Annotated in this window: 21 protein-coding genes and 2 tRNA genes; 12 read left to right on the forward strand and 11 right to left on the reverse strand. The window is 37.8% G+C overall.

Annotated elements, in window-relative coordinates; translation table 11 throughout:
* Window positions 1-131: 131 nt before the first annotated feature.
* From HU137_RS04030 to HU137_RS04040, 3 genes are read right to left on the reverse strand one after another with little or no spacing between them, the layout of a single operon-like run.
* Entirely contained in the window at window positions 132-1,136 is a 1,005-nt protein-coding gene (locus HU137_RS04030) for a glycosyltransferase family 2 protein (RefSeq protein WP_182042513.1), read from the reverse strand.
* Window positions 1,129-2,067, reverse strand: a complete 939-nt coding sequence (locus tag HU137_RS04035; protein ID WP_182042514.1) for a polysaccharide pyruvyl transferase family protein — start codon at window positions 2,065-2,067, stop codon at window positions 1,129-1,131. Before HU137_RS04035 ends, HU137_RS04030 begins: the two co-directional genes overlap by 8 nt.
* A 1-nt stretch (window position 2,068) precedes the next feature.
* Window positions 2,069-3,595, reverse strand: coding sequence for an MATE family efflux transporter (locus HU137_RS04040; RefSeq protein ID WP_182042515.1), 1,527 nt, complete (start codon window positions 3,593-3,595; stop codon window positions 2,069-2,071).
* 403 nt (window positions 3,596-3,998) lie between these two features.
* On the opposite strand from HU137_RS04040, the gene HU137_RS04045 reads away from it, so the two are divergent.
* Entirely contained in the window at window positions 3,999-4,322 is a 324-nt protein-coding gene (locus HU137_RS04045) for a GIY-YIG nuclease family protein (protein WP_182042516.1), read from the forward strand.
* Between the two features lie 527 nt (window positions 4,323-4,849).
* Here HU137_RS04045 and HU137_RS04050 read toward each other — a convergent pair.
* The 3 genes from HU137_RS04050 to HU137_RS04060 all read right to left on the reverse strand — a co-directional run bounded on the left by HU137_RS04050 (window position 4,850) and on the right by HU137_RS04060 (window position 10,684).
* Window positions 4,850-5,119 (reverse strand): hypothetical protein, encoded by a 270-nt coding sequence (locus tag HU137_RS04050; RefSeq protein WP_182042517.1) that lies wholly within the window; start codon window positions 5,117-5,119, stop codon window positions 4,850-4,852.
* A 14-nt stretch (window positions 5,120-5,133) separates the two neighbouring features.
* Window positions 5,134-9,006, reverse strand: coding sequence for a hypothetical protein (locus HU137_RS04055; protein ID WP_182042518.1), 3,873 nt, complete (start codon window positions 9,004-9,006; stop codon window positions 5,134-5,136).
* Between the two features lie 391 nt (window positions 9,007-9,397).
* Window positions 9,398-10,684, reverse strand: coding sequence for a nucleotide sugar dehydrogenase (locus HU137_RS04060; protein WP_182042519.1), 1,287 nt, complete (start codon window positions 10,682-10,684; stop codon window positions 9,398-9,400).
* Window positions 10,685-10,857: 173 nt separating this feature from the next.
* Between HU137_RS04060 and HU137_RS04065 the strand changes: the two genes are divergently transcribed.
* Both HU137_RS04065 and HU137_RS04070 read left to right on the forward strand, forming a co-directional pair.
* Window positions 10,858-11,106 (forward strand): hypothetical protein, encoded by a 249-nt coding sequence (locus tag HU137_RS04065; RefSeq protein ID WP_182042520.1) that lies wholly within the window; start codon window positions 10,858-10,860, stop codon window positions 11,104-11,106.
* Window positions 11,103-11,399: a type II toxin-antitoxin system RelE/ParE family toxin gene (locus HU137_RS04070; protein WP_182042521.1), complete on the forward strand. Its 297-nt coding sequence runs from the start codon at window positions 11,103-11,105 to the stop codon at window positions 11,397-11,399. Before HU137_RS04065 ends, HU137_RS04070 begins: the two co-directional genes overlap by 4 nt.
* Here the strand turns inward: HU137_RS04070 and HU137_RS13115 are convergent.
* From HU137_RS13115 to HU137_RS04085, 3 genes are all read right to left on the reverse strand, one after another.
* Window positions 11,353-11,577: a GIY-YIG nuclease family protein gene (locus HU137_RS13115; protein WP_182042522.1), complete on the reverse strand. Its 225-nt coding sequence runs from the start codon at window positions 11,575-11,577 to the stop codon at window positions 11,353-11,355. The two genes, HU137_RS04070 and HU137_RS13115, sit on opposite strands and share 47 nt — an antisense overlap.
* An 81-nt stretch (window positions 11,578-11,658) precedes the next feature.
* Window positions 11,659-11,943: a GIY-YIG nuclease family protein gene (locus HU137_RS04080; RefSeq protein ID WP_182042523.1), complete on the reverse strand. Its 285-nt coding sequence runs from the start codon at window positions 11,941-11,943 to the stop codon at window positions 11,659-11,661.
* 43 nt (window positions 11,944-11,986) lie between these two features.
* Window positions 11,987-12,059, reverse strand: a tRNA-Phe gene (locus HU137_RS04085).
* A gap of 191 nt (window positions 12,060-12,250) precedes the next feature.
* On the opposite strand from HU137_RS04085, the gene HU137_RS04090 reads away from it, so the two are divergent.
* From HU137_RS04090 to HU137_RS04130, 9 genes are all read left to right on the forward strand, one after another.
* A complete protein-coding gene (locus HU137_RS04090; RefSeq protein ID WP_182042524.1) occupies window positions 12,251-13,519 on the forward strand; it encodes an aromatic hydrocarbon degradation protein in 1,269 nt (422 codons plus the stop codon).
* Window positions 13,520-13,528: 9 nt separating this feature from the next.
* Window positions 13,529-14,110, forward strand: a complete 582-nt coding sequence (gene lptC, locus HU137_RS04095; RefSeq protein ID WP_182042525.1) for an LPS export ABC transporter periplasmic protein LptC — start codon at window positions 13,529-13,531, stop codon at window positions 14,108-14,110.
* 132 nt (window positions 14,111-14,242) lie between these two features.
* The gene (locus HU137_RS04100) at window positions 14,243-16,426 is read left to right on the forward strand and encodes a peptidylprolyl isomerase (RefSeq protein ID WP_182042526.1); all 2,184 of its coding nucleotides are present in this window, start codon (window positions 14,243-14,245) and stop codon (window positions 16,424-16,426) included.
* Window positions 16,427-16,570: 144 nt separating this feature from the next.
* A tRNA-Asp gene (locus HU137_RS04105) sits at window positions 16,571-16,644 on the forward strand.
* Window positions 16,645-16,688: 44 nt separating this feature from the next.
* The gene (locus tag HU137_RS04110; protein ID WP_182042527.1) at window positions 16,689-16,955 is read left to right on the forward strand and encodes a GIY-YIG nuclease family protein; all 267 of its coding nucleotides are present in this window, start codon (window positions 16,689-16,691) and stop codon (window positions 16,953-16,955) included.
* A gap of 108 nt (window positions 16,956-17,063) precedes the next feature.
* A complete protein-coding gene (locus HU137_RS04115; protein ID WP_182042528.1) occupies window positions 17,064-17,333 on the forward strand; it encodes a GIY-YIG nuclease family protein in 270 nt (89 codons plus the stop codon).
* A gap of 106 nt (window positions 17,334-17,439) precedes the next feature.
* Entirely contained in the window at window positions 17,440-17,709 is a 270-nt protein-coding gene (locus tag HU137_RS04120) for a GIY-YIG nuclease family protein (RefSeq protein WP_182042529.1), read from the forward strand.
* A 79-nt stretch (window positions 17,710-17,788) separates the two neighbouring features.
* Window positions 17,789-18,085: a GIY-YIG nuclease family protein gene (locus HU137_RS04125; RefSeq protein ID WP_246361476.1), complete on the forward strand. Its 297-nt coding sequence runs from the start codon at window positions 17,789-17,791 to the stop codon at window positions 18,083-18,085.
* A 266-nt stretch (window positions 18,086-18,351) separates the two neighbouring features.
* Window positions 18,352-20,160 carry a TonB-dependent receptor plug domain-containing protein gene (locus tag HU137_RS04130; protein ID WP_182042530.1) on the forward strand — a complete coding sequence of 603 codons (1,809 nt, stop codon included), beginning with the start codon at window positions 18,352-18,354 and terminating at the stop codon, window positions 20,158-20,160.
* A 250-nt stretch (window positions 20,161-20,410) separates the two neighbouring features.
* Here HU137_RS04130 and HU137_RS04135 read toward each other — a convergent pair whose 3' ends face one another.
* Window positions 20,411-21,727 carry an MATE family efflux transporter gene (locus HU137_RS04135; protein ID WP_182042531.1) on the reverse strand — a complete coding sequence of 439 codons (1,317 nt, stop codon included), beginning with the start codon at window positions 21,725-21,727 and terminating at the stop codon, window positions 20,411-20,413.
* A 12-nt stretch (window positions 21,728-21,739) separates the two neighbouring features.
* Window positions 21,740-22,234: a hypothetical protein gene (locus tag HU137_RS04140; protein ID WP_182042532.1), complete on the reverse strand. Its 495-nt coding sequence runs from the start codon at window positions 22,232-22,234 to the stop codon at window positions 21,740-21,742.
* Window positions 22,235-22,237: the final 3 nt, after the last annotated feature.

The raw sequence follows: 22,237 nt of genomic DNA on the forward strand, positions 1-22,237 counted from the left end.
TTTCCTTTGACCTAATTTGAAAAGATTAATACGCACAGCACGAAAATTAAGCAGATTAACGTTATGGATATATAAATTCTTTATTATTTTCAACATGTGATTTTATTTATTATTGATGCAGTCAACGCCCGCTATAATTTTGGCAATACCTTTTCTAAAAACGCTAATTTAAATGGAAGTCCACTGTTCCATACTTTTTTAATAAATTGATGTTTTTTCACCTTGCGCAATTGGTGGTGCATTCCGAGATGATCAAGTTCCAAAAGATATTTTTTTATCAATTCTTTCTTTGTAGTCTTCGTTAGTTTCGTTTTTTCATGAAACAATTTAATAAGTGACTTGGTAAGTAAATCATGATGAACATTAATGGTAAAGGTACGATACCTTTCACTCATGTTATGATTTTCTATATTGCATAATCGAGCTTCATACACCGCACTAGCATATAAATGTAATTTATCGTGGGGGATGAATTTGTTTGATAAAGAATTTTCATTATTAAACTTTCTGTAATAATAATTTGCCGGCTGACCAACTACTATTGAACGAATATATTTTAAATACTCCATAACAAACAGGTGGTCTTCTGCATTACTTAGCTCTTCATTAAATAAATGGTTGTTTTTTGATAGAATTTCTAACTTGAACAATTTGCCCCATGGCACCTCTAAAACACTATGCTCTATATCTAATTTCTCTATTACTTGATTGAGGTCTGTAGAAAAAGCACTTTCATCAATAATATATACCGAATTGAATTTGTCAGGACCTACCCACTCAATGTACCCCTGCACATAAAAATCTGCTTCCAGCTCCAAGGAATTGAAATCCATTAAAAAAGATGGTTTTACTTTATCATCTGCATCTACAAAGGTTACATATTTGCCTTTCGCTGCTTTAATTCCAGTATTTCTTGCGGCACTTACGCCTCCGTTTTCTTTATGAAAGACTTTAACCCTAGAATCTTTCAATGCATATTCATCACAAATCTTTCCGCTGGAATCTGTGGAACCATCATTAACCAACACTAATTCAAAATCCAAAAATGTTTGTGATAATATAGAATCTATACATCCTTTCAGATATTTTTCTGAATTGAACACTGGAACGATCACGGAAATTTGTGGCTTATTCATATCTTTCAATGCTGCGATATTTATCAATAACTTCAAACGGTGCTGTTAGTAATAGATCTGCCTGTCGTTTCTGGATCATTTCAAACGTAGGTAATAAATTACTTTTTAATTCATTTGTGATCACTCTTGAAAAACAGTCTTTTTCTAAATTTGTAAACTCAAGAGGTGAATAATCTGATATACCTACAGATGAAAAATAATCAAAGAATTTAATATTATCCCCCACCAATCTAGTAAAGGTTAGTCCGGGAAATTCAGCCCAAAGTGAGGGTACTTGATACGCATGGGATACAATAATACCATGCAACGACGTAGAATAAGTAATTGTGCATGAGGAGATTTCATCGATAACTTTTTCTATGGGATCTAACAAATTAATTACTGTAAATTCTTCACCAAATTTATCTTTTAATTCTAAATAATGTTGATAATGTGGAATAATTCCAATTTTATTCTGAGCCTTTACTTTTGGCTGATAAATTATCGGCAGTAATAATGCGGGATCTCCAATTGCATCAGGTGCGTTGTTACCCATCTCCCTTAATTTCTGAACCGTTCTTAAACCTCTCACCGCATAAAAAGTCCCACTAACCTTTTTCGTTTTCGAACTGATAAATCCGGCACCCCATATTTTATTTTTTGAGGAGTTAGAGGTTTCTAAAATACTACCAATTACCAAAAGTACCTCCGGCATTTTGATAAAATTATAAAAGATATATTGCAGATAAGTGAATACATTTATTTCTTTTCGAAGTATTGCTTTTGAAATTGTTTTAAAAGCCAACCAACGATCATCAAAAAGGTATTTAATATTAATGAACTTGACCTTTTTATATGTCAGACGCTCAATAATATAGGGATTTAGTTCATCCCCAAAATTGCCATATCCTTGCTTATGTTGATACCAATAAAGGTTTATTTTTTTGCTCATGCTAATTGAAAAATTTTAACCATCTACTCTTTATAAATTGATTTATTCTCAGTTTTTCCCGCTTATTAAATAAGCAGGCGTAACAAACTAATCCCATTAGTACTACGATTATGCCGGATTTAACTATGAAATTTACCCATTGTTTACTCAGTTGAATATAATTTGATAAATAATAAATTAAAAAAACAAACGGGATTAAAAAAAGTATTCTCATCAAAACTTCTTTAATAAATAAGGTTATCCCCATGCCCATATGTGTTTTCAGATAGTACAAGCGAAACCAAAGTGCGATGGATGATATAATGATACTGGTTAAAAAAATCATTTCAGGCCTCGCCGTATTTCTAATGAGTAAATAAGAAATTGGTAAATTGAGAAAAACCAATGTTCCTACCACAATCTGATACATTCTGATTTTGCCCGTCGCTTGTAAACCAGTCATTAATGGATTTGAAATAGTGTCGATTAAGATGATCACAAAAGTAAGTTTGATAAAAAGAATGCTTTGTTGTGGATAATTTTTCAACCACACATCTAAAACAAAATTCAGAGAAGAAAAAATCGGTAATATAATTAAGATCATTAAGCCAAAAGAAAACTTGGCGCTTTGTACAATTAACTGCATTGATTTAGCTTTATTTCCTGCAGCGTAATTCTTAACAATCTGGGGATTCACCGCAATCTGAAAATTGGAAACGAAACTACTCACTAAACTTTGAACCTGACTAGTAATGCCATACGCAGCGTTCATAGCAGCACCAAAAAACCAGTTTAGAACCAAGTTATTACCTTGTCCTCTTGCAGTAACTGCAATCGTACCAAATAAATTCCAACCACTGAAAGCCAATAAAGTATGGAAATAACTTTTGTCAAAATAAAACTTGTATTTACTTTCTGGGAATTCTCTTCTGCAATATACTCTGTAAATCATTCTGATAAAAAATGAAGAACAGAAGAGTAAAATAGCATATAAAATCAGCTTATCATAATCTACATGAACGATCAAAAATAAAATGGTGATTTTAAATGCGATCTCCAGGAAGCTAATGTAAGCATAGACATTAAACCGTTCATGCGCTGTTATCAAAGCGTTATAGGGAACTTGTATAATTCCAAAAAAAGTAGAAAAAACCGAGAACTGAAAAATGATGTTGATCGCAGGAAGTCGTTCTGCCGGAACATTTAGTTTATGGTTGATGTACCAAAGTCCAAAGGTTTCTAAAGCTAATACAATGATAATAGCAATCGCAAAATGAATGGTAACCGTCGTACTAAAAGTTTTGCGAAGTTGTTCCTGATCATTCTTTCCTAGATCAAAAGAAAGAAACCGCTGTGTTGCAGAGGACATCGAAGCATTTAAAAACCCAAACATGGATACAAAACCCGCCACAACATTATAAATTCCATAATCTGTAATTCCCAAAACGTTTAACGTAATCCCGGCAGTAAATAAGCCAACGACCATATTCACCAACATCCTTGAATAAAGAAAAAGCGAATTTTTAGCTATCGTTTTTGAACTTGACATTGCGTTTATTGAAAAATCAGAATTGGCAAAATTACGACAATTAATATTAAGCCTTATCGACCAAAAACTAAATTTATTGTGTTTTGGGTGGCATTTTAAGGTTTATTTAATGTGTAGAGGGGTCTCGACTACCGCTCGACCTGACTTCTCGACTGTCGCTCGAAGTGACAGACCTTGACTACCGCTCGAAGTGACTTCCCAACTGTCGCTCGAAGTGACAGACCTTGAATACCGCTCGAAGTGACTTCCCAACTGTCGCTCGAAGTGACAGACCTCGAGTACTCTTTGATTAAATCACACCCTTGTCACTTCGAGCATGAGCCGGAGGCTTACCAGCGCAGCTGTCGAGAAGCGAGAAACTAAAAAATCAATAAAATTTGTATTTTTAAGTCAAACTAAACATATGAAAACCTATTATGTCTACATCTTAAAATGTAAAGATGGTACCTATTACACTGGGATGACCAATAATCTGGAAAGAAGACTAAATGAACACAATAGTGGATTGAATAAAGAATGTTATACCTTTAATAGAAGACCGGTAGAATTGGTATTTCATGAAAGTTTTATGGACGTAAACCAAGCAATATTTTTTGAAAAAAAGATTAAAAAATGGTCCAAAGCAAAAAAAGAGGCTATCATCAATGGGAATTGGAATGAGTTGAAGACTTTGTCGGAATGTCAAAACAATTCGCATTCTAAAAATTTTAATCAGGATAATGAATAGGGTCTCGACTCCGCTCGACCTGACAAACCTCGACTACCGCTCGACCTGACAAACCTCGACTACCGCTCGACCTGACTTCTCGACTACCGCTCGACCTGACTTCTCGACTAACGCTCGAAGTGACAGACCTTGACTACCGCTCGAATTGACTTCTCGACTAACGCTCGAAGTGACAAACCTCGACTACCGCTCGAAGTGACAGACCTTGACTACCGCTCGACCTGACTTCTCGACTACCGCTCGAAGTGACAGACCTTGACTAACGCTCGACCTGACTTCTCGACTGCCGCTCGAAGTGACAGACCTCGACTACCGATCGAAGTGACAGACCTTGACTACCGATCGAAGTGACTTCCCAACTGCCGCTCGAAGTGACAGACCTCGAGTACTCTTTGATAAAATCACACCCTTGTCACTTCGAGCGGAGTCGAGAAGCGCTGGTAAGCCTCCGGCTCATGCTCAACCTGACAACGTCAACTTCATACCAAAAAAAACCCGCCATCGTGGCGGGTTATATCAGGTGGACATCAAGCCCAATTCCTTTTTCTATACATGAAATAAAATCCAATGCCTATTCCGACTAGTGGCAATGCCCAAGCCCAACCATCAATAGGGGTCGGATCGTTAGGGTTTCCAGGTGAATCCAATCCTTGATCGGGTTGATCATAATCCGGTGCTTCTTGCGAGAACCCATAGTCCTGGGTTTGTTCTTCTTCTGGTGCGTCTTGTTGACTTTCAAAAAACTGAGCATTTCCGATGAATGAAAAGAATAGGGCAATCAGTTTTATTTTTTTCATGTCGGTTTCTTTCTCTACTTGTTGATCATTTTTCGGGATACAATCTCACCTGTTTCTGTTTGCACTTTAATAACGATGATTCCTTTCCCAAATTGTTCAGCCGGTAGGATTAACTCCTTGGCATTGACCGAATTATTTTGATACAACGACCAGCCCGAAAGATTCAAGATTTCAACTTCTGCTAATTTTTCTTTTTCTGATGAAATGACAATCTGTTTGTTGATTTTTTGAATTTTGAGATCATTATTTCCTGTCAATAAGGATTCTTTTGCAATATTTCCTTTTTTGTACACAATCTCAAATCGGTCTGTAAATTCACCCGGCTCCGCTCCCCATTCAAATGCCGATTCGGACAGATTATGAACCGTTTGGGTTAATTTATCACGCAAATAAATGGTTTGATGAGTATTGAATATCCCCAATCTGTCTTCCAACTGTATTTTGTATTTTCCCGGATTCGCTATCTTAACGCCCAGCGGAACGACATCTGATTTCCGGAAAGGTCCCTGACGACCTTGAATCGCCAGTTTTTTATCGTCTTTGCTGATCGAATAAATATTTTCTGAAACGGATTCATTGAAAATCGGAGAATCATATTTTTCAAATCCATTGTCCGCTTCCTTAAAATATCCGATTGCCATTTGAACATGAACGCCGTTTGGATTGACCAATTCTATCCAAAATTTAGAATTCTGCTTTCGGGAGCCATTGTTTTCCGGGTTTTTATAATAAACGGCTTCATCTCCATCTTCAGTCAAACGGGTAGCCGTTGTACGCATATCGTTGTCCAACAGAAGAGAAGTTGCATTTTCGGCCGCTTTGATGATAAATCCCTGTCCCGGTTTTACGATGCCGTTTGGTTTTTTCATTTTGTCTCCTCCTGTCGCCGCAACACCACCTGATAATGGATTGTAAATCGCATAATTATTGCCGCTGTATCCCGAACCTTGCTGCGTTAATTCCATATTTCCGGTGTTGTCCCAGAAATAAAAAGCCGGGGTTTCTTCGGTTTCATCATTGTAGAACTGATCTTCATTGGCCAAATACAATTCTTTCAAATTCAAATTGGACGGAAAAGGATTCCCGATCAAATTGTATTTGTTTCCCAGGGTATCAAGTGGAATCCGGTTTTCTTCTTCATATTCCGATGAATTTTGAGGGACGCCCACAAAAAGAGCGGTCACCCAAATATCTTCCGGATCATCGCTGCCCTGCGGATAATTGGAAGCAGAGCCCTTGATGGAATATCCTTTCCCGAATGAAGACAAAGTTCCGGCCGGAACGATAGAAAAATAATCATTCCAGGTGTTATACGTCATGACCCTGTTATTGGGAATACCGGAATAAAGCGCATACAAATTCTGTCCTACAACCGGTGAGGCCCAATAATTATATTGGTTCGAAGGAACCGTTGCTTGTCTTTTGAGGGTGATTTTCCCTGTGTTTTGCACCGGATTTATTTGTAAAAGATTGGCATCGTTTTCAATGATAAAACTCGCTCCGTTTTCGTCGTCCACATTCAATTCATTATCCAGAATCAAACTATATCCCGAATCGATGATCACCTCCACTCCCGCCAAAGCTTCCAACGAACAGCCCACCAATTCATGGTTAAGCGTATTGGATTCATCGGTGGTAAAATCGGCCTCTATGATGATTTTAACGGTTGGATCAATCGGAATACCGTTAGACCAGGCAGCTCCATCCCAAATGGTTTCGGAAGGACAATCTCCATCTCTGAATTGAACGGACCAATCTTGGAGCGCTACTTCTTCTCCGCTTAAAATCCCTACCAATCGAATCTGATCAAAAGCCGGCATTTCAGCTAAACTGATGGTATGAAGTCCATCTCCAGCCATAGAAATTGAATCAAACCCTGGCACATCTGACCAAATTTCTCCCGTTCTTTCCTGAATTTTTAAGGTCAAATTTCCAGTTCCCAATGTTTGGTTCCAACTTAAACTTTGATAAGCTGTCGCTTCCGGAATCGATGCCAAATTTATCGCTGTAGAACGCAGTTCTCCTTCTGTAGCCGTTGTTGTACGTACGTGATCCAGATTCAATATTTTATGTTGGGCAACGCCGGTTTGCTGGTCGTTCACATAGTACATCAGTTGGATTCTTTTTTCTCCGCTCAACATAAAAGATGTAAGGTCAATTTCGAGGTCTTCGGTTGCGAAATTGGAATCAGGAGTCCATTGGTAAACCAAGGTTCCAAACTCTTCTTCCGGACCATAAACTTCACTTATATAAACTCTGAGTTCAACATTCATAACACTACTTCCTTCATATTTTGCAGTCATCAACAATTGGGAAACGCCGGTTAAATCGACAATTTGATTGATTTGAATGTAATCTCCTTCAAAATATCCGTTTACAAATGGATTTCGATTGTAAAATTCTACTGAATAATTTCCATCAACTGCCCATTTCTCGCTTATGTCCGCAATATAATTAGAGCTTTGATTGGATTGGGTATTCCAGTTTGTCAAAGCATTTTCAAAACTTCCGTTTAGAAAGTCATTGCTTTCCGCATCCATCACCCTGACTTCTCCGGAGGAAGTTATTTCGGTAAATTCGTTTTCATCTGACTGAAACTGAGCTTGGGTCGTTTGGAACCAATCGGCCATTTCTCCGCCCAATTGATGCGTAAAACTTTGCAATGCAGCATTCCAGTCACTCCAAATCCCATGAGAAATCCCTTTTGCACGGGCGCGCACATAATAAGTAGTATTGTTCACAGGATTAAATCCATTGTCAAAAATAAAACTGACGGCTTCATTTCCGGGGAAACTTCCCGTATAGTTTTGCATCCAGGAGGTTCCGGTAAAATCGGCCGATGTATTGATTTCAATTTCATATTCGTCCGCAGTATCTCCCTGATGAATTAGCCTGAAAACAGGTGTCTCCCAATTATAGCGGCTGTTGTTAAAGGTCAGAATCTGGGAACCATCCACATCCAGAAAAGCAATATTCTGAGGTTGGCTCTCCTCCCAGACCCAATGGATTTCCGAATCCTCCAATATATCAATCGTCAATGTTCCGCTCGTTCCCGTTGAAGGCACACTGCCCGTTCCCGTCCAGCCTGTTATCTCATATCCGACCCGGTTACCCGAAGTCAGCGTAATGTTTGTATTGTTTTGAATGGAATAGGTTCCGTCCGCATAAGTAGCTCCCTCATAAGCACCCGAAACGATTAGGCTGCGGTTCTGCACATCCGTTGTTCCGCTTAGCACCAGATTATCCAGGATGAATTGAGGTGCCGCACCCCCACAATTATTGGCTTTTGAACGAAAAGCAAGGGTAAAATTGGGTTGGTTGGCAGCCTCTTCGGGGAATGAAACAATAATGTTTTGGGCGTTGGCCTGATCATGGTAGAAACCATCGCCTGAAAATCCGCCTTCGGTCAACCAGATAAACGGCGGCCCGCCTGTCGTGCTATAACCTATCTGGCCATAGTCCACCCAATTTCCATTTAAATTTTCGCCCATTCCTTTCCAGTCAAATTGAAGTTGAATGTTTTCATGTCCCGAAGTGGAAATGGCTTTATAAGTCGCCAAATCAAAAGGAGTAGGGAACTCACAGGAGGTGTATTGGAATCCAAAATAGACCTCTAGATTTTCGTCGCTATAAAGCGAAATTCCCAATGATTGTCCCGAAATGGCTTGACCTCCGGGATGAATGCCAAATTGATGCGTATAATCTAAAAAGCCATAAGTAGAGCCGGATTGCTGCCAGCTGTCCTGGTGTTCATAGACAATCGCTCCGGGAACCAACTCCTCAAAATCTTCCTCATAAATGGTAGTTTGAGCGTTTGAATCAATCAAAACAACAAAAAGGAACAGGACACTAAAGACCCGGGAAAATAGGTACAAAGGATTTCGCATAATCCGAAAATTTCTCATTCATAATAAATTTCTCTACGTCCGGTTTAAGCGAAGTAAGGTGTGTCAGATCAGGATGTTAGGAAATTTATCCGAATTGAAAAACGGCGTTTTTAACAGCTTTGAAATTCGAATTAAACTTCGACAAGTATAGGAATAATTCTTTTATATCACATCAAATTTGATGCAATTCCTAGGTAATGATTTCGTAAATTTTGATTCGATTTTTCGCAAACCCAATTCAGAAAAGAATTTGCAGAAATTTTCTTTTTCTAAAGAATTAGAGCCTGTCTAAATTTTAACGGATTTAATTTCGTATAGTAACAATAACTAACCCTTTATTATCTTTTTATAAAACTTAAACAGTCTCTTACAAAATTGGGGTTCATGAAAATTATAATCTTCCATCAACAGTTCCCTCGATGATGCCTTTTACATCAAAAACGATGGCTTTTTCTTTTTTCAAACTTTCAAAATCCAAATCGCGGAATTCTTGATGTGCTACACCTAGAACGATCGCATCAAATTTTTGCGTTGCACCATTCAATTGATTCACACTTTTGATCCCATACTCATGGATTACTTCGTCTGGATTGGCCCAAGGATCATAGGTCGAGATTTGGGTTTCATAGTCCTCCAAGGCATGAATGACGTCTACGATTTTGGTATTTCTAACGTCGGGACAATTTTCTTTAAAAGTCACTCCCAGCATCAAAATCTGTGCGCCATTTACTTTTATTCCTTGTTTGATCATGCATTTGATGACTTGCGAAGCGACGTATTCGCCCATAGAATCGTTCAACCTTCTTCCCGCCAAAATGATTTCAGGATGGTAGCCGTATTCTTGTGCTTTTTGTGCCAAATAATATGGGTCAACGCCTATGCAATGTCCACCGACCAATCCGGGTTTGAACGGAAGAAAGTTCCATTTGGTTCCGGCAGCTTCCAGGACATCATGGGTATTGATTCCCATGAGGTTAAAGATTTTGGCCAATTCATTTACAAAAGCGATGTTGATATCGCGTTGCGAATTTTCGATCACTTTTGCTGCTTCTGCGACTTTTATGGTTGGCGCCAGATGGGTTCCGGCTGTAATAACCGATTTATAGAGTTCATCTACTTTTTTGCCAACTTCCGGCGTGGAACCTGAAGTTACTTTTAGGATTTTCTCAACGGTGTGTTCTTTGTCTCCCGGATTGATTCGTTCCGGCGAATAACCGGCAAAGAAATCTTCATTGAACTTTAAACCTGACACTTTTTCCAGAATTGGAATACAATCTTCTTCCGTTGCTCCTGGATAAACCGTGGATTCATAAATCACGATGTCGCCTTTTTTCAGGACTTTCCCTACCGTTTCACTTGCTTTAAAAAGCGGCGTCAAATCAGGTCGGTTGTTTTTGTCAACCGGCGTAGGAACAGTAACGATAAAATAATTGCAAGACTTCAAATCATCCAATTGATGACTGATATAAAGGCCTTTAAGTTCGGATGGATGATTTACCAAAACGGATTTCAATAATTCTTCTTCTACTTCTAAAGTACTGTCAACACCCGATTTTAGTTCTTTGATTCTGGTTTCATTGATGTCAAATCCTATAGTTGGGAATTTCGTAGCAAATAGTCGCGCTAAAGGTAGACCCACATATCCTAAACCGATGATTCCTACTTTTATATCGTTCATGTAATTTCTAATTAAAAGCGTTCAAAATTACGGTAATTAATTTATTTGAAGCCAAATTGAAAAAGAATAAAGCGTTAATTTTTATGGACTATAAACCAATCATGCAAAATGAATACACAAATAATATAATGGAACTCTGAACAAATCAAATTAAATCTTCTTAAATTAGCGATATGAATACAGAAACTTTAAAAATAAATATCGTTCAGCAAATTCTCAATTTGTCTGACGATAATTTATTGCAACAAATAGAGGGTTTATTAAGTTCTGAAACGGTTGTTGGGTATGAAGCGGACGGTACAACCATAACCAAAACCCAATATCTAAAAGACATGGAAGTGGTGGACAACCAAATTAAAGCTGGAACACTTAAAACCTATTCCACCGAAGAAGTACGCCATCAAATTTTCAGCAAAAAGTGAGTTTAAAGGTAGAATGGCGGGAAAAAGCAATTGAGGAACTTCAAGCCATCTATGACTATATTTATTTCCGAAGTCCACAAAATGCCGAAAATGTTGTAAATACTATATTGGATTTAGGGAACTCTTTAGGCGACTTTCCAAACAAATTTCCGATAGAACCTATACTGAATCAAGAACACACCCGATTTTTTACACAATGGAGTTATAAAATCATTTATCGTGTAGAATCTGAAAGAATTATTATTCTTAGGGTTTTTGACAGCAGACAGAATCCTGATAAATTACTTTCCTAACATCAATTTTTGTTTGGGTTTGAAAACTAAACACCAACTCCCAATCATCGGATCTAGAAGTAAATGATGTAGAAAACGCTTTATCTAAATGTAATTTCAATCGAAATGATACATCGGCCGTTTCTCCAATATAATATCGGTTCAACTTTTTACTGTATAAAATATATAGAAAATGCATCTTAAAAAATAAAGCCGATTCTCGCGAAACGGCTTTTAGTAAGTGGTGCCTCCAGCCCCGAAGCGTCGGGGGAACCAGGGACTATTTTTTTTCTTTTAAGACTTCCTTCAATATTTCAGGATTTCCCATTATTTTTTCAATGAACTTTTTACTTTTCATTCTTTTGATGAATTTTTCTAGATATAAGGAATCCTCTTTGGTTTGGGTTTGAAAACTAAACACCAACTCCCAATCATCGGATCTAGAAGTAAATGATGTAGAAAACGCTTTATCTAAATGTAATTTCAATCGAAATGATACATCGGCCGTTTCTCCAATATAATATCGGTTCAACTTTTTACTGTATAAAATATATAGAAAATGCATCTTAAAAAATAAAGCCGATTCTCGCGAAACGGCTTTTAGTAAGTGGTGCCTCCAGGAATCGAACCAGGGACACAAGGATTTTCAGTCCTTTGCTCTACCAACTGAGCTAAGGCACCTACTCATTTGGGACTGCAAATATATAAAAATTCTGATATTCCAAAAAAATATTTTTCATGATTTCCATTTTCCCTTTGTCAGCCCACATCCTTAACAAACTTTAATAGTTCATTAACAAGCAATTCCTCATGGGTTTTTTGCAGTTTCCAATCTAATCATCATATTTGCAAATTGAAATTATAAAAAACGCATGAAAATCAAAAGCGTATTGGTCGTATTGGGTATGGTAGGAATGGGAATTCAAGGATTTGCACAAAGCATTTCTACTTCGCCATATTCTGCATTTGGTGTAGGAAGTTTACTTTTTGACAACAACATAGAGCAAGCTGCAATGGGTGGGATTTCGGTTTTTAACACCAATCCTTATAGCGCCGGCGCAAATTTTTACAACCCTGCTGCCAATAAAGACCTGAACGTCACTTCTTTTGATTTGGGTGTCAATACGCATATGAGTCAATTTGATGATGGAAGTATGGTTTCTAAAAAAAGCACTACTTATCTATCCAACGTTTCACTTGCTTTTCCGGTGGGTACAAAAGCCAGAGCCGGATTTGGATTTCAACCTTATTCCTCCATCGGATATGATTTAAGCACCATCACGGAAGGTGATGAGCTCCGCTTTCGAAATGATTATAAAGGCGAAGGTGGTGTCAACTCTTTTCATGTAATGGGTTCTTATAATGTTTCACCTGAGTTTTCAGTTGGGGTTCGTGCCAATTATTTATTTGGTGACCTCAATCGCCATCAAATCATCACTACAGAAGGATTGGCATTGGTGACAGATTATTCGTACGAAGCCAAATTAAGCGGATTTCAATTTACCGCAGGAACCTATTATTCCAAAAAAATCGGTACAAACAAACATTTTGAAGCCGGAGGAACTTATACACTCGGCGCAAATGTCAATGCGAGAATCGAGGATATGACTTCGACTTATATGTTGATGGACAACATCCCTCAAAACATCGACACGATCCAATACCATAAAATATACGGCGACATGAAATTGCCACAATCCGTTTCCATCGGAGCCTCTTACCGCAAAGATTTGCACTGGATGTTTGGTGCGCAGTTGGATTGGGGTGATTGGGGTGCTTATCAAATGGATGAAGCTGACAACTCCAATATAGACACCAGATTTAGAATTTCCGCAGGAGGATATTGGATTCCTAATTTTAATAGTTACAAAAGCTATTTTGACAGAGTTACGTATCGATTGGGAGGATTTTACGAAGCCACACCCTTACAATTTGGTGAAGTTGGCATCAAAAAATATGGGATGACTGTAGGATTTGGATTTCCAGTCGGGAAAGACCGTGATGCCTCGATGTTAAATTTAGCGGTTGAATTAGGTCAATTGGGTAAACCCAATTCTTCTGTCATTCAAGAAAACTATGCCAACGTAAAAATTGGATTTACTTTGAACGATATTTGGTTTAGAAAACGCGTGATCGACTAATTCGTCAATATGGCCGCCCAACCTTTTTCTTCACTTTTATTCTTTCGCAAAAGGTGGTTGCTTATTTATCTTTCTGCTTTGGTTTTTGCTTGTACAAAACCCGAAGAAGTAGATCTTTCCAAACGCAAAAAAGACTTCCCGAGCCGATCTCTGGTTAATGCAGATGTGATCTTTAAAGATTCAGGATTTTTAAAAATAAATTTACGCTCACCTTTAATCGAAGAGTACGCCATGATCGACTCGCCCTATACCAAATTCCCAAAAGGTTTGGAAATGGATTTTTACAATAAAAATCCGGACTCACCGGGATATATGCGCGCCAATTGGGCATTGATGAACGAAATGAAAGGTTGGTACGAAGGAAGAGGCGATGTGATCGTGATCAATGAAAAAGGAGATACTTTGAAAACCCAAAAACTATTTTGGAACAAAAAGAAAAGAAGCATATTCACACAAGACACGGTTTACATCATCACAATTGAAGGAGATTCACTTCAGGCCAACAATGGACTTGAAGCCAAAGATGACCTGAGCGAATACATGTTATTTAACAATCAAGGAATCAAATTCTATGAAGGTGAAAAATTCTAAATTTTTATCGGTTTTTCATCAAAACACCAATTTAACCCACTCATTTTCAAAATTTATGGGTTTCAAATTTTCAAATTGATTTAATTATTGTAATTTCGCCAACCAAAAATTTAATATTTAAGACTCAAGATAATGGCAATTTTAGGAGATATCCGCAAACAAACCTGGTTACTAGTAGTTGTAATCGGGGTAGCAATGTTGGCATTTGTAGCCGGTGATTTATTTAGTGAGAATTCTGTCGTAAAACGCATTTTTACAGGTGACCCAAATGAAGTCGGGAACATCAACGGAGAGTCTATTTCTGTTGCAGAATTTATCAATGCTCAATCCATCGCGAGCTCTAATCAAAATAATTTGTCTCAAAATCAAGTTTCTCAACAAGTTTGGAACAATTTGATAACCAAAAAAATCATTCTAGCTCAAGCCGAAAAAGCAGGTTTGGAAGTAAGCGATGACGAAGTTTGGTCTTTTATGGCCAAACAATACGGTATGGTAGATGCTGCCGAATTGAAAACCCAAATCGGTCAATTAAAATCTCAAGCTGAACAGGGTATTCAAGGAACCGGTCAGGCTTACCAAAATTTCATCATGATGTTTGAAGAAGCCAAGCCAAATATTTTGCGTCAAAAATACATGGAATTGGTAACAATGGGCGTTGCGACAACCAGCAAAGAGGCTGAATTCCAACAAGTTGCAAACATTCAAAACGCAACCATTGATTATGCTTTTGCGTCTTATGATGATTTGAAAAAGAAATACAAAGTCGAAATCACCGACGACGAAATCAATGCTTACGTTAAAAAATATCCGAAATTTTATGAAAGCGAAGCTACTGTTGATTTAAGTTACGTGTATTTTCCTGCAACTCCATCTGCTGAAGATGATCAAAATGCATTGAACGATATCAAAAAATATTTGACCGGAACAGTTGTTGTTGACAAAGTAAACAATATCAACGATACGATTCCTTCCTTTGCAAGCGCAAGCAACGACTCTATTTATGTTTCAAAATATTCAGATCGTCCATTTGTAGGACAATTCATCACCCGAAAAGAAATACAACAATATGCTGCGCAATTACCGGCAGACTATGTTGATTTTTTAACAACCGGAAGTGTAGGTCAAGTTGGCGGTCCATTTAAAACCGGAAACGCTTACCAATTGGTAAAAATATCCAAATCAAAAGAAATTGCAGATTCTATCAGTTCTAGCCATATTTTGATTTCATACAAAGGAACTGGAAACGAAACCGTTACCAGAACCAGAGATGAAGCCAAAGTTCTAGCTGACAGCATCGTAGCACAAGCAAATGCTGGTAATTTCACCGCATTGGTAAACCAATATTCAGAAGATCCGGGTTCTAAAGTGAAAAACGGAAGCATCGGTTGGACAAGCCGTAGTGCGCAAAACATCGCTCCTGAATATTTACAATTCTTGAATACGCATAAAACCGGAGAAATCGGGTTGACTGAATCTCGATTTGGGTTTCATATCATCAAAATCGATGGTGTAAAAAACACGACGGGGTATCAATTTGCCAATATCATCAAAGACATCACGCCTTCTCAAGCAACTTCTGATAAGAATTTCTCTGATGCACGTACTTTTGCTCAAGATGTACAAGGAAAATCTTTAAATGATTTTGCCAATTTGGCACAGAAAAAAGGATTCAACTACAATACGGCTGAAAATGTAACAAGATATTATACCCAACCTTTGGTTGATCCTTCAACTGGTTTCAGCAACGAAAAAGACAATGATATTTTGCGTTGGGCGTTTAATAAAGATACCAAGCCGGGAAGTTCATTTCTTTTTACGACAACCAATGAAGACCAGATCATCGTTCATTTAAATGCCAAAACTTCAAAAGGATTGGCATCTGCAAAATCTGTAAGAAAAGAAGTTGAACCGATTTTAATTCACCAAAAATTGGTTGAAGAAGTCAATAAAAAATTAGGCGCAAGCCCGAGTTTGGATGCTTTTGCTAGCAATTTCGGAGCGGTTAAAGGAAATTCATCCATTACATTTGGATCAGCTCAAATCGCAGGAAAAGGCGCAGAACCAAACGTAGCCGGAGCAGCATTTGGATTAAAACCGGGATCAGTTTCCAAAGCGATTAAAGGAAACACCGGAGTTTACGTCATCCAAGTAAAAACAGTTGCTGAAGCTCCAAAAGTAGAAGATGCTACTTTCTTGGTGGACCAAATCGAACAACAAACCAAACAAAAATTGACCCAACAATTGATTCCATCAATCATCATGTCTTCTGACATTACCGATTCGAGAATGGAAAAACTGGACAGACAACAGATGTAATCTTTTGATTGCAAATAAAATACACAACCGGAGTTTTACTCCGGTTTTTTTGTGCCATAATAATTTTAAAGAAATTTCATTAGAATTTTAATTTAAGTTTGGTGGATATAAAAATTCATGTATATTTGCAGTCCCAAAATGACTGATCCGGTAGTTCAGTTGGTTAGAATACCTGCCTGTCACGCAGGTGGTCGCGGGTTCGAGTCCCGTCCGGATCGCATCAAGCACTTCAGAAATGAGGTGCTTTTTTATTTTAGTTCTTATGGCCAGTTTTATTGTCTACATCATTTATTCTGAATCTTTGGACATCTATTACAAAGGTTACACAAACAACTTAGAAATTCGATTGGAACAACACCTCAGAGGTAAAAGTCAATTCACTTCCCAAACCAACGACTGGCGTTTGGTTTTCACCAGAAGTTTTGAATTGAAATCAGAAGCTTTGAAATATGAAAAAATGCTCAAACGTCAAAACCATCAATATTTGAAATGGCTCATCGATGGGGATTTAAATGATTTGAACAATTGATAATTTCCTGCCTGTCATCTCGGCTCAGCCGAGACGGGTTCGAGTCCTCCCGGCTCAGCCGGGACATCAAGCACTTCAGAAATGAGGTGCTTTTTTATTTTAGTTCTTATGGCCAGTTTTATTGTCTACATCATTTATTCTGAATCTTTGGACATCTATTACAAAGGTTACACAAACAACTTAGAAATTCGGTTGGAACAACACCTCAGTGGCAAAAGTCAATTCACTTCTCAAACCAAAGATTGGTGTTTGGTTTTCACCAGAAGTTTTGAATTGAAATCAGAAGCTTTGAAATATGAAAAAATGCTCAAACGTCAAAACCATCAATATTTAAAATGGCTCATCGATGGGGATTTAAACGAATTAAATATTCAGTAATTTTCCTGCCTGTCATCTCGGCTCAGCCGAGACGGGTTCGAGTCCTCCCGGCTCAGCCGGGACATCAAGCACTTCAGAAATGAGGTGCTTTTTTATTTTAGTTCTTATGGCCAGTTTTATTGTCTACATCATTTATTCTGAATCTTTGGATGTGTATTACAAAGGTTACACAAACAACTTAGAAATTCGATTGGAACAACACCTCAGTGGTAAAAGTCAATTCACTTCTCAAACCAACGACTGGCGTTTGGTTTTCACCAGAGGTTTTGAATTGAAATCAGAAGCTTTGAAATATGAAAAAATGCTCAAACGTCAAAACCATCAATATTTGAAATGGCTCATCGATGGTGATTTAAACGAATTAAATATTCAGTAATTTTCCTGCCTGTCATCTCGGCTCAGCCGAGACGGGTTCGAGTCCTCCCGGCTCAGCCGGGACAAAAACCACTTCAGAAATGAGGTGGTTTTTTTTATTGAATCTTATGGCGAATTTTTTGGTCTACATCATTTATTCTGAATCTTTGGATGTGTATTACAAAGGTTACACAAACAACTTAGAAATTCGATTGGAAGAACACCTCAGTGGCAAAAGTCAATTCACTTCTCAAACCAAAGATTGGTGTTTGGTTTTCACCAGAAGTTTTGAATTGAAATCAGATGCATTGAAATATGAAAAAATGCTCAAACGTCAAAACCATCAATATTTGAAATGGCTCATCGATGGGGATTTAAACGAATTAAATATTCAGTAATTTTCCTGCCTGTCATCTCGGCTCAGCCGAGACGGGTTCGAGTCCTCCCGGCTCAGCCGGGACATCAAGCACTTCAGAAATGAGGTGCTTTTTTTATTGAATCTTATGGCGAATTTTATAGGATCAAGAACAAAATTCTTCTATCCTAATTGCACGTCTGCTATGAACATAATTTTAGAAACCACCTCATTTTTTCACCAAACATTCATCATTTTCTAAAAAATGGAGTCCATCTATCTTTGGCTTCGCAAAGCAACATCATGAAAATGAAAAAACTGAATTTCTTATTAATTTTGGGAAGTCTTTTCCAATTGGGACATGCCCAAATCGACTCTATCACTTTAGAGGAAGTTTATCTTTCGGACAACCGTATAGCCCTCCCACTATCGCAAACAGATAGAAGTGTGAGCATCATCACAAAGGAAGACATTCAACTTCTTCCGGTCAATTCCATAGAAGAACTTCTTTCTCATCAAATAGGAGTCGATGTACGCCAAAGAGGCACAAACGGCCTTCAAGCTGACGTGGCCATCCGAGGTGGCTCATTTGAACAAACCTTGATCATGATCAATGGCGTCCGTATGAGCGACACCCAGACCGGTCACCACTCCATGGACATTCCGGTGAGTTTGGAAGCCATTGAACGAATCGAAATCGTCAAAGGTCCTGCTTCAAGGCGCTATGGACAAAACGCCTATACCGGAGCCATCAACATTATTACCAAAACCGAATCTACTCCTTCATTGCAACTTGGGTTGGAAGGTGGCGAATTTGGAACTTTTGGAGTAAATGCTGGTGTGCAAACCGGTGGAACGAAATTTCAGCAGATGTTTCAAGGAAATTACAATCAAACCGACGGTTATCGCCACAATACCGATAGTAAAAAAACCAATTTTTGGTACCAAAACGAATTGAATTTAGGGAAACATTCTATCAGTCTTCAAGGTGGATTTATCGAAAAGAGATTTGGTGCAAACGGATTTTATGCTACACCTTCAGCAACTGAACAATACGAAGAAACGCAATCTTCAGTTGTCAGCCTTTTAGGTAATTTCAAATTTGAAAACTTAGAAATTTCTCCTTCGGTTTATTGGAGAAGACATCAAGACATGTATGTATTTGTTCGTGAAGATCCTTCGATTTACAGAAATATGCACATCGGCAATACCGCCGGAGCAACGATCAACACCAATTATAAAAGCAAATTAGGGATTACCGGATTTGGCGTAGAAGGCAGAAGAGAATTTTTAAGCAGCAATAATTTGGGAGACTGGGACAGAAGCACGATTTCCTTGTTTTTGGAACATAGAATCAGTTTACTTAAAGGAAAACTAAGCATCACTCCAGGAGCGATGTGGGCAGATTACAGCGATTTTGGTTCTTATTTCTATCCAGGAATCGATGTTGGCTATTCGTTCAATCCGCATCATAGGATTTATGGAAATATCGGAAAAACCTACCGTACACCAACTTATACCGATTTATATTACCAAGATCCTGTAAATGAAGGAAATCCCGATTTAAAACCCGAGGAAGCCCTCACTTATGAAATTGGCTATAAATTTAACCATCAATATGTTACCATCGAAGCCAATGTTTTCAGAAGAGAAAATGAAAACCTCATCGACTGGGTCAAAGAAAACGAAGATGACAAATGGAAACCTTATAATTTAGCCGAAATCAATACTCAAGGATTCGAGTTAAAGGCTGAACATAGCTTTCACAACATGATTCTGAACAAAATTTCATTGAGTTATACCTATTTGGACAATGAATTAAAGGACTACGGGGCTTTGTTGTCACGTTATACTTTGGACAATTTAAAACATCAGTTATCTGCCAAATTGAACCATAATATTATCAAAAACCTCTCTGTTGAGTGGGTGTATCGCTATAACTACAGAGTAGCTTTGGGCGATTATCACCTCCTCGATTCCAAATTGATGTACAAAACTCCTAAATGGGAAATTTTTGTTCAGGGAAATAATTTATTCAACACCAATTATACCGAAACCAATCTCATTCCTATGCCGGGAAGATGGTTCAGCGGTGGCGTCCAGTTCTCCGTATTTTAAAAAACCAACCCTATTAATCGTTTTTCAATCTCAATTGAGCAGTTGATTTTCCATTTCCAAATTTTAATTGTCAACTGCTCATTTGAATTTTCTTTCATGTAGCTAAATCAACATAAAATAACATGAATCTTTAGCGTAAAAAACCGAATTTCTTCGTTAAAAATACTCGCCGTAACTAGGCTATGTCTGCGTTTTTTGCCTTGAACTTCAATTTTTTATATCAAAATATTCTATGCCATTTTATATCGACTTAGCTATATTTCAATCTAAAATGACCAAATAAACCAGCGGAACGGAATATCATCCAAGTCCCGAAACTTAACCAGATGCCTAGCATCCCTAAATCCAAATTGTAGAACAAAAGCAAAAACGGAATAAATCCAATGATTACCGCGCCGACCAAAACATTTCGTAAAACCTTGGTTTCGCCCAGTCCTTTGTAAATTCCATCAAATAAAAACGCTACCGCATTGATCGGTTGCATAACACAAACCAACCAAAATACTTGTTTGAAAATCGTTTGGACTTCTGTTGAATTTGTTAGTGAATTGGCAATGAAATCAGTAAAAATAAAATAGGTTATGCCCAAAATTCCTCCAATCAAAATCATGATTTTCAATAAATCTTTCACCAAAATTTTCATTCGATTCAAATCTTTTGCACCAAATAATTTACCTGAAATCGCTGTTCCGGCATGCGCATATCCGTCCAATAAATAAGACGAAAACAACCAGATTTGAATCAAAATCGTATGTGCTGCTACAAATTCGCTTTCTTCACCATTCCCCAATAAAGTTGCAAATCGGAAGGCTAAAAACAAAGCAAAATTCAATGAAAGCGTCCGGATGAATAAATCCAAACTCATACTCAAAGTGCGTTTCAAATCATGGTGAAAAGGAAATATTTTTCCAATTTTAAACGGAGTTTTATTCAAGAAATAAATAATCGCTAAACTGAACATGACCAATTGCGCCGTCAAACTCGCCCAAGCAATTCCTTCTACATCAAAATTCCATACAAAGACAAACAATACATCCAATACAGCGTTGAGTATTCCGCCGATGATGCTGATTCGCATCGCCCAAGAAGTATTTTGCAAACCTTGAAAAATGCCGTACAACGTAAAAGTCAGCAAAGTCAGCGGAAATCCCCAAACCCGGATTTGAAAATACCGAACACAGGTTTCGAGCAATTCTCCTTTTGCGCCGTACAAGGAAAAAATTTGCGAAGCAAAGAAATATGCAAGTACCGATAAACAAACGGAAACAATGAGATTGAACGATAAAACTTGTGTGACCAGATTTTGTAAACGTTTGACTTGATTGGCGCCGACTCCGTGGGAAACCAAAGCGGAAATTGCGTTGGAAGTTTGCAAAAAAATCCAAATTAAAGCCGACATAAACGATGCCGCCAAGCCGATTGCGCCCAACGCCATTTCAGAGTTTTCAGGCAATCTTCCTGCAACCAAAGTATCGGTGAGTGAAATCAAAGGCTCTACAATTCCTGCTAAAATTGCCGGAATCGCCAAACGATTGATTTCTTTGAAAGATATTTTTGTGTTGTTCAAATAAATTTTTGATTAGAATTGGTAAGCTAAACCGAATCCGTTTCCATTGATATTCAAATTCAATTGAGCATTTGATTCTTGAACATCACCATTTTCAACATCAATTGCCTTTTTGATGTTTTTGGAATAACCCATCCACAATGGAATGCTTGAAAGCATAATTCCAGCGCCCAATGCTATTGTCGAACCACTTAAAATATAACCCAAAAAATTACCTTCGGTTGATTTAGTGATAACATAAACACCTACCCCCAAACCTAAAATTGCACCGCCCGAATAAGTGAGAATTGAAGCATTAGATTTGTTCGTTTTAGCTTTTCGCATATAACCAATTGCTTGTTCGTTTGAAAAAACATTTTCATATTCTTTAAACCTAAATTCCTGAGCATCCTTGATGAAGAAACTTTTAGAGTTTGCTCCTCGCTCAACTTTTGAAGTTGGTAGCTCTTCAATTTGTGCAAAAGACAATGCCGGAATAAGTAAAATTGCAAATACTAATTTTTTCATTTG

The organism is Moheibacter lacus (genome assembly GCF_014042165.1).
Lineage (GTDB): Bacteria > Bacteroidota > Bacteroidia > Flavobacteriales > Weeksellaceae > Moheibacter > Moheibacter lacus.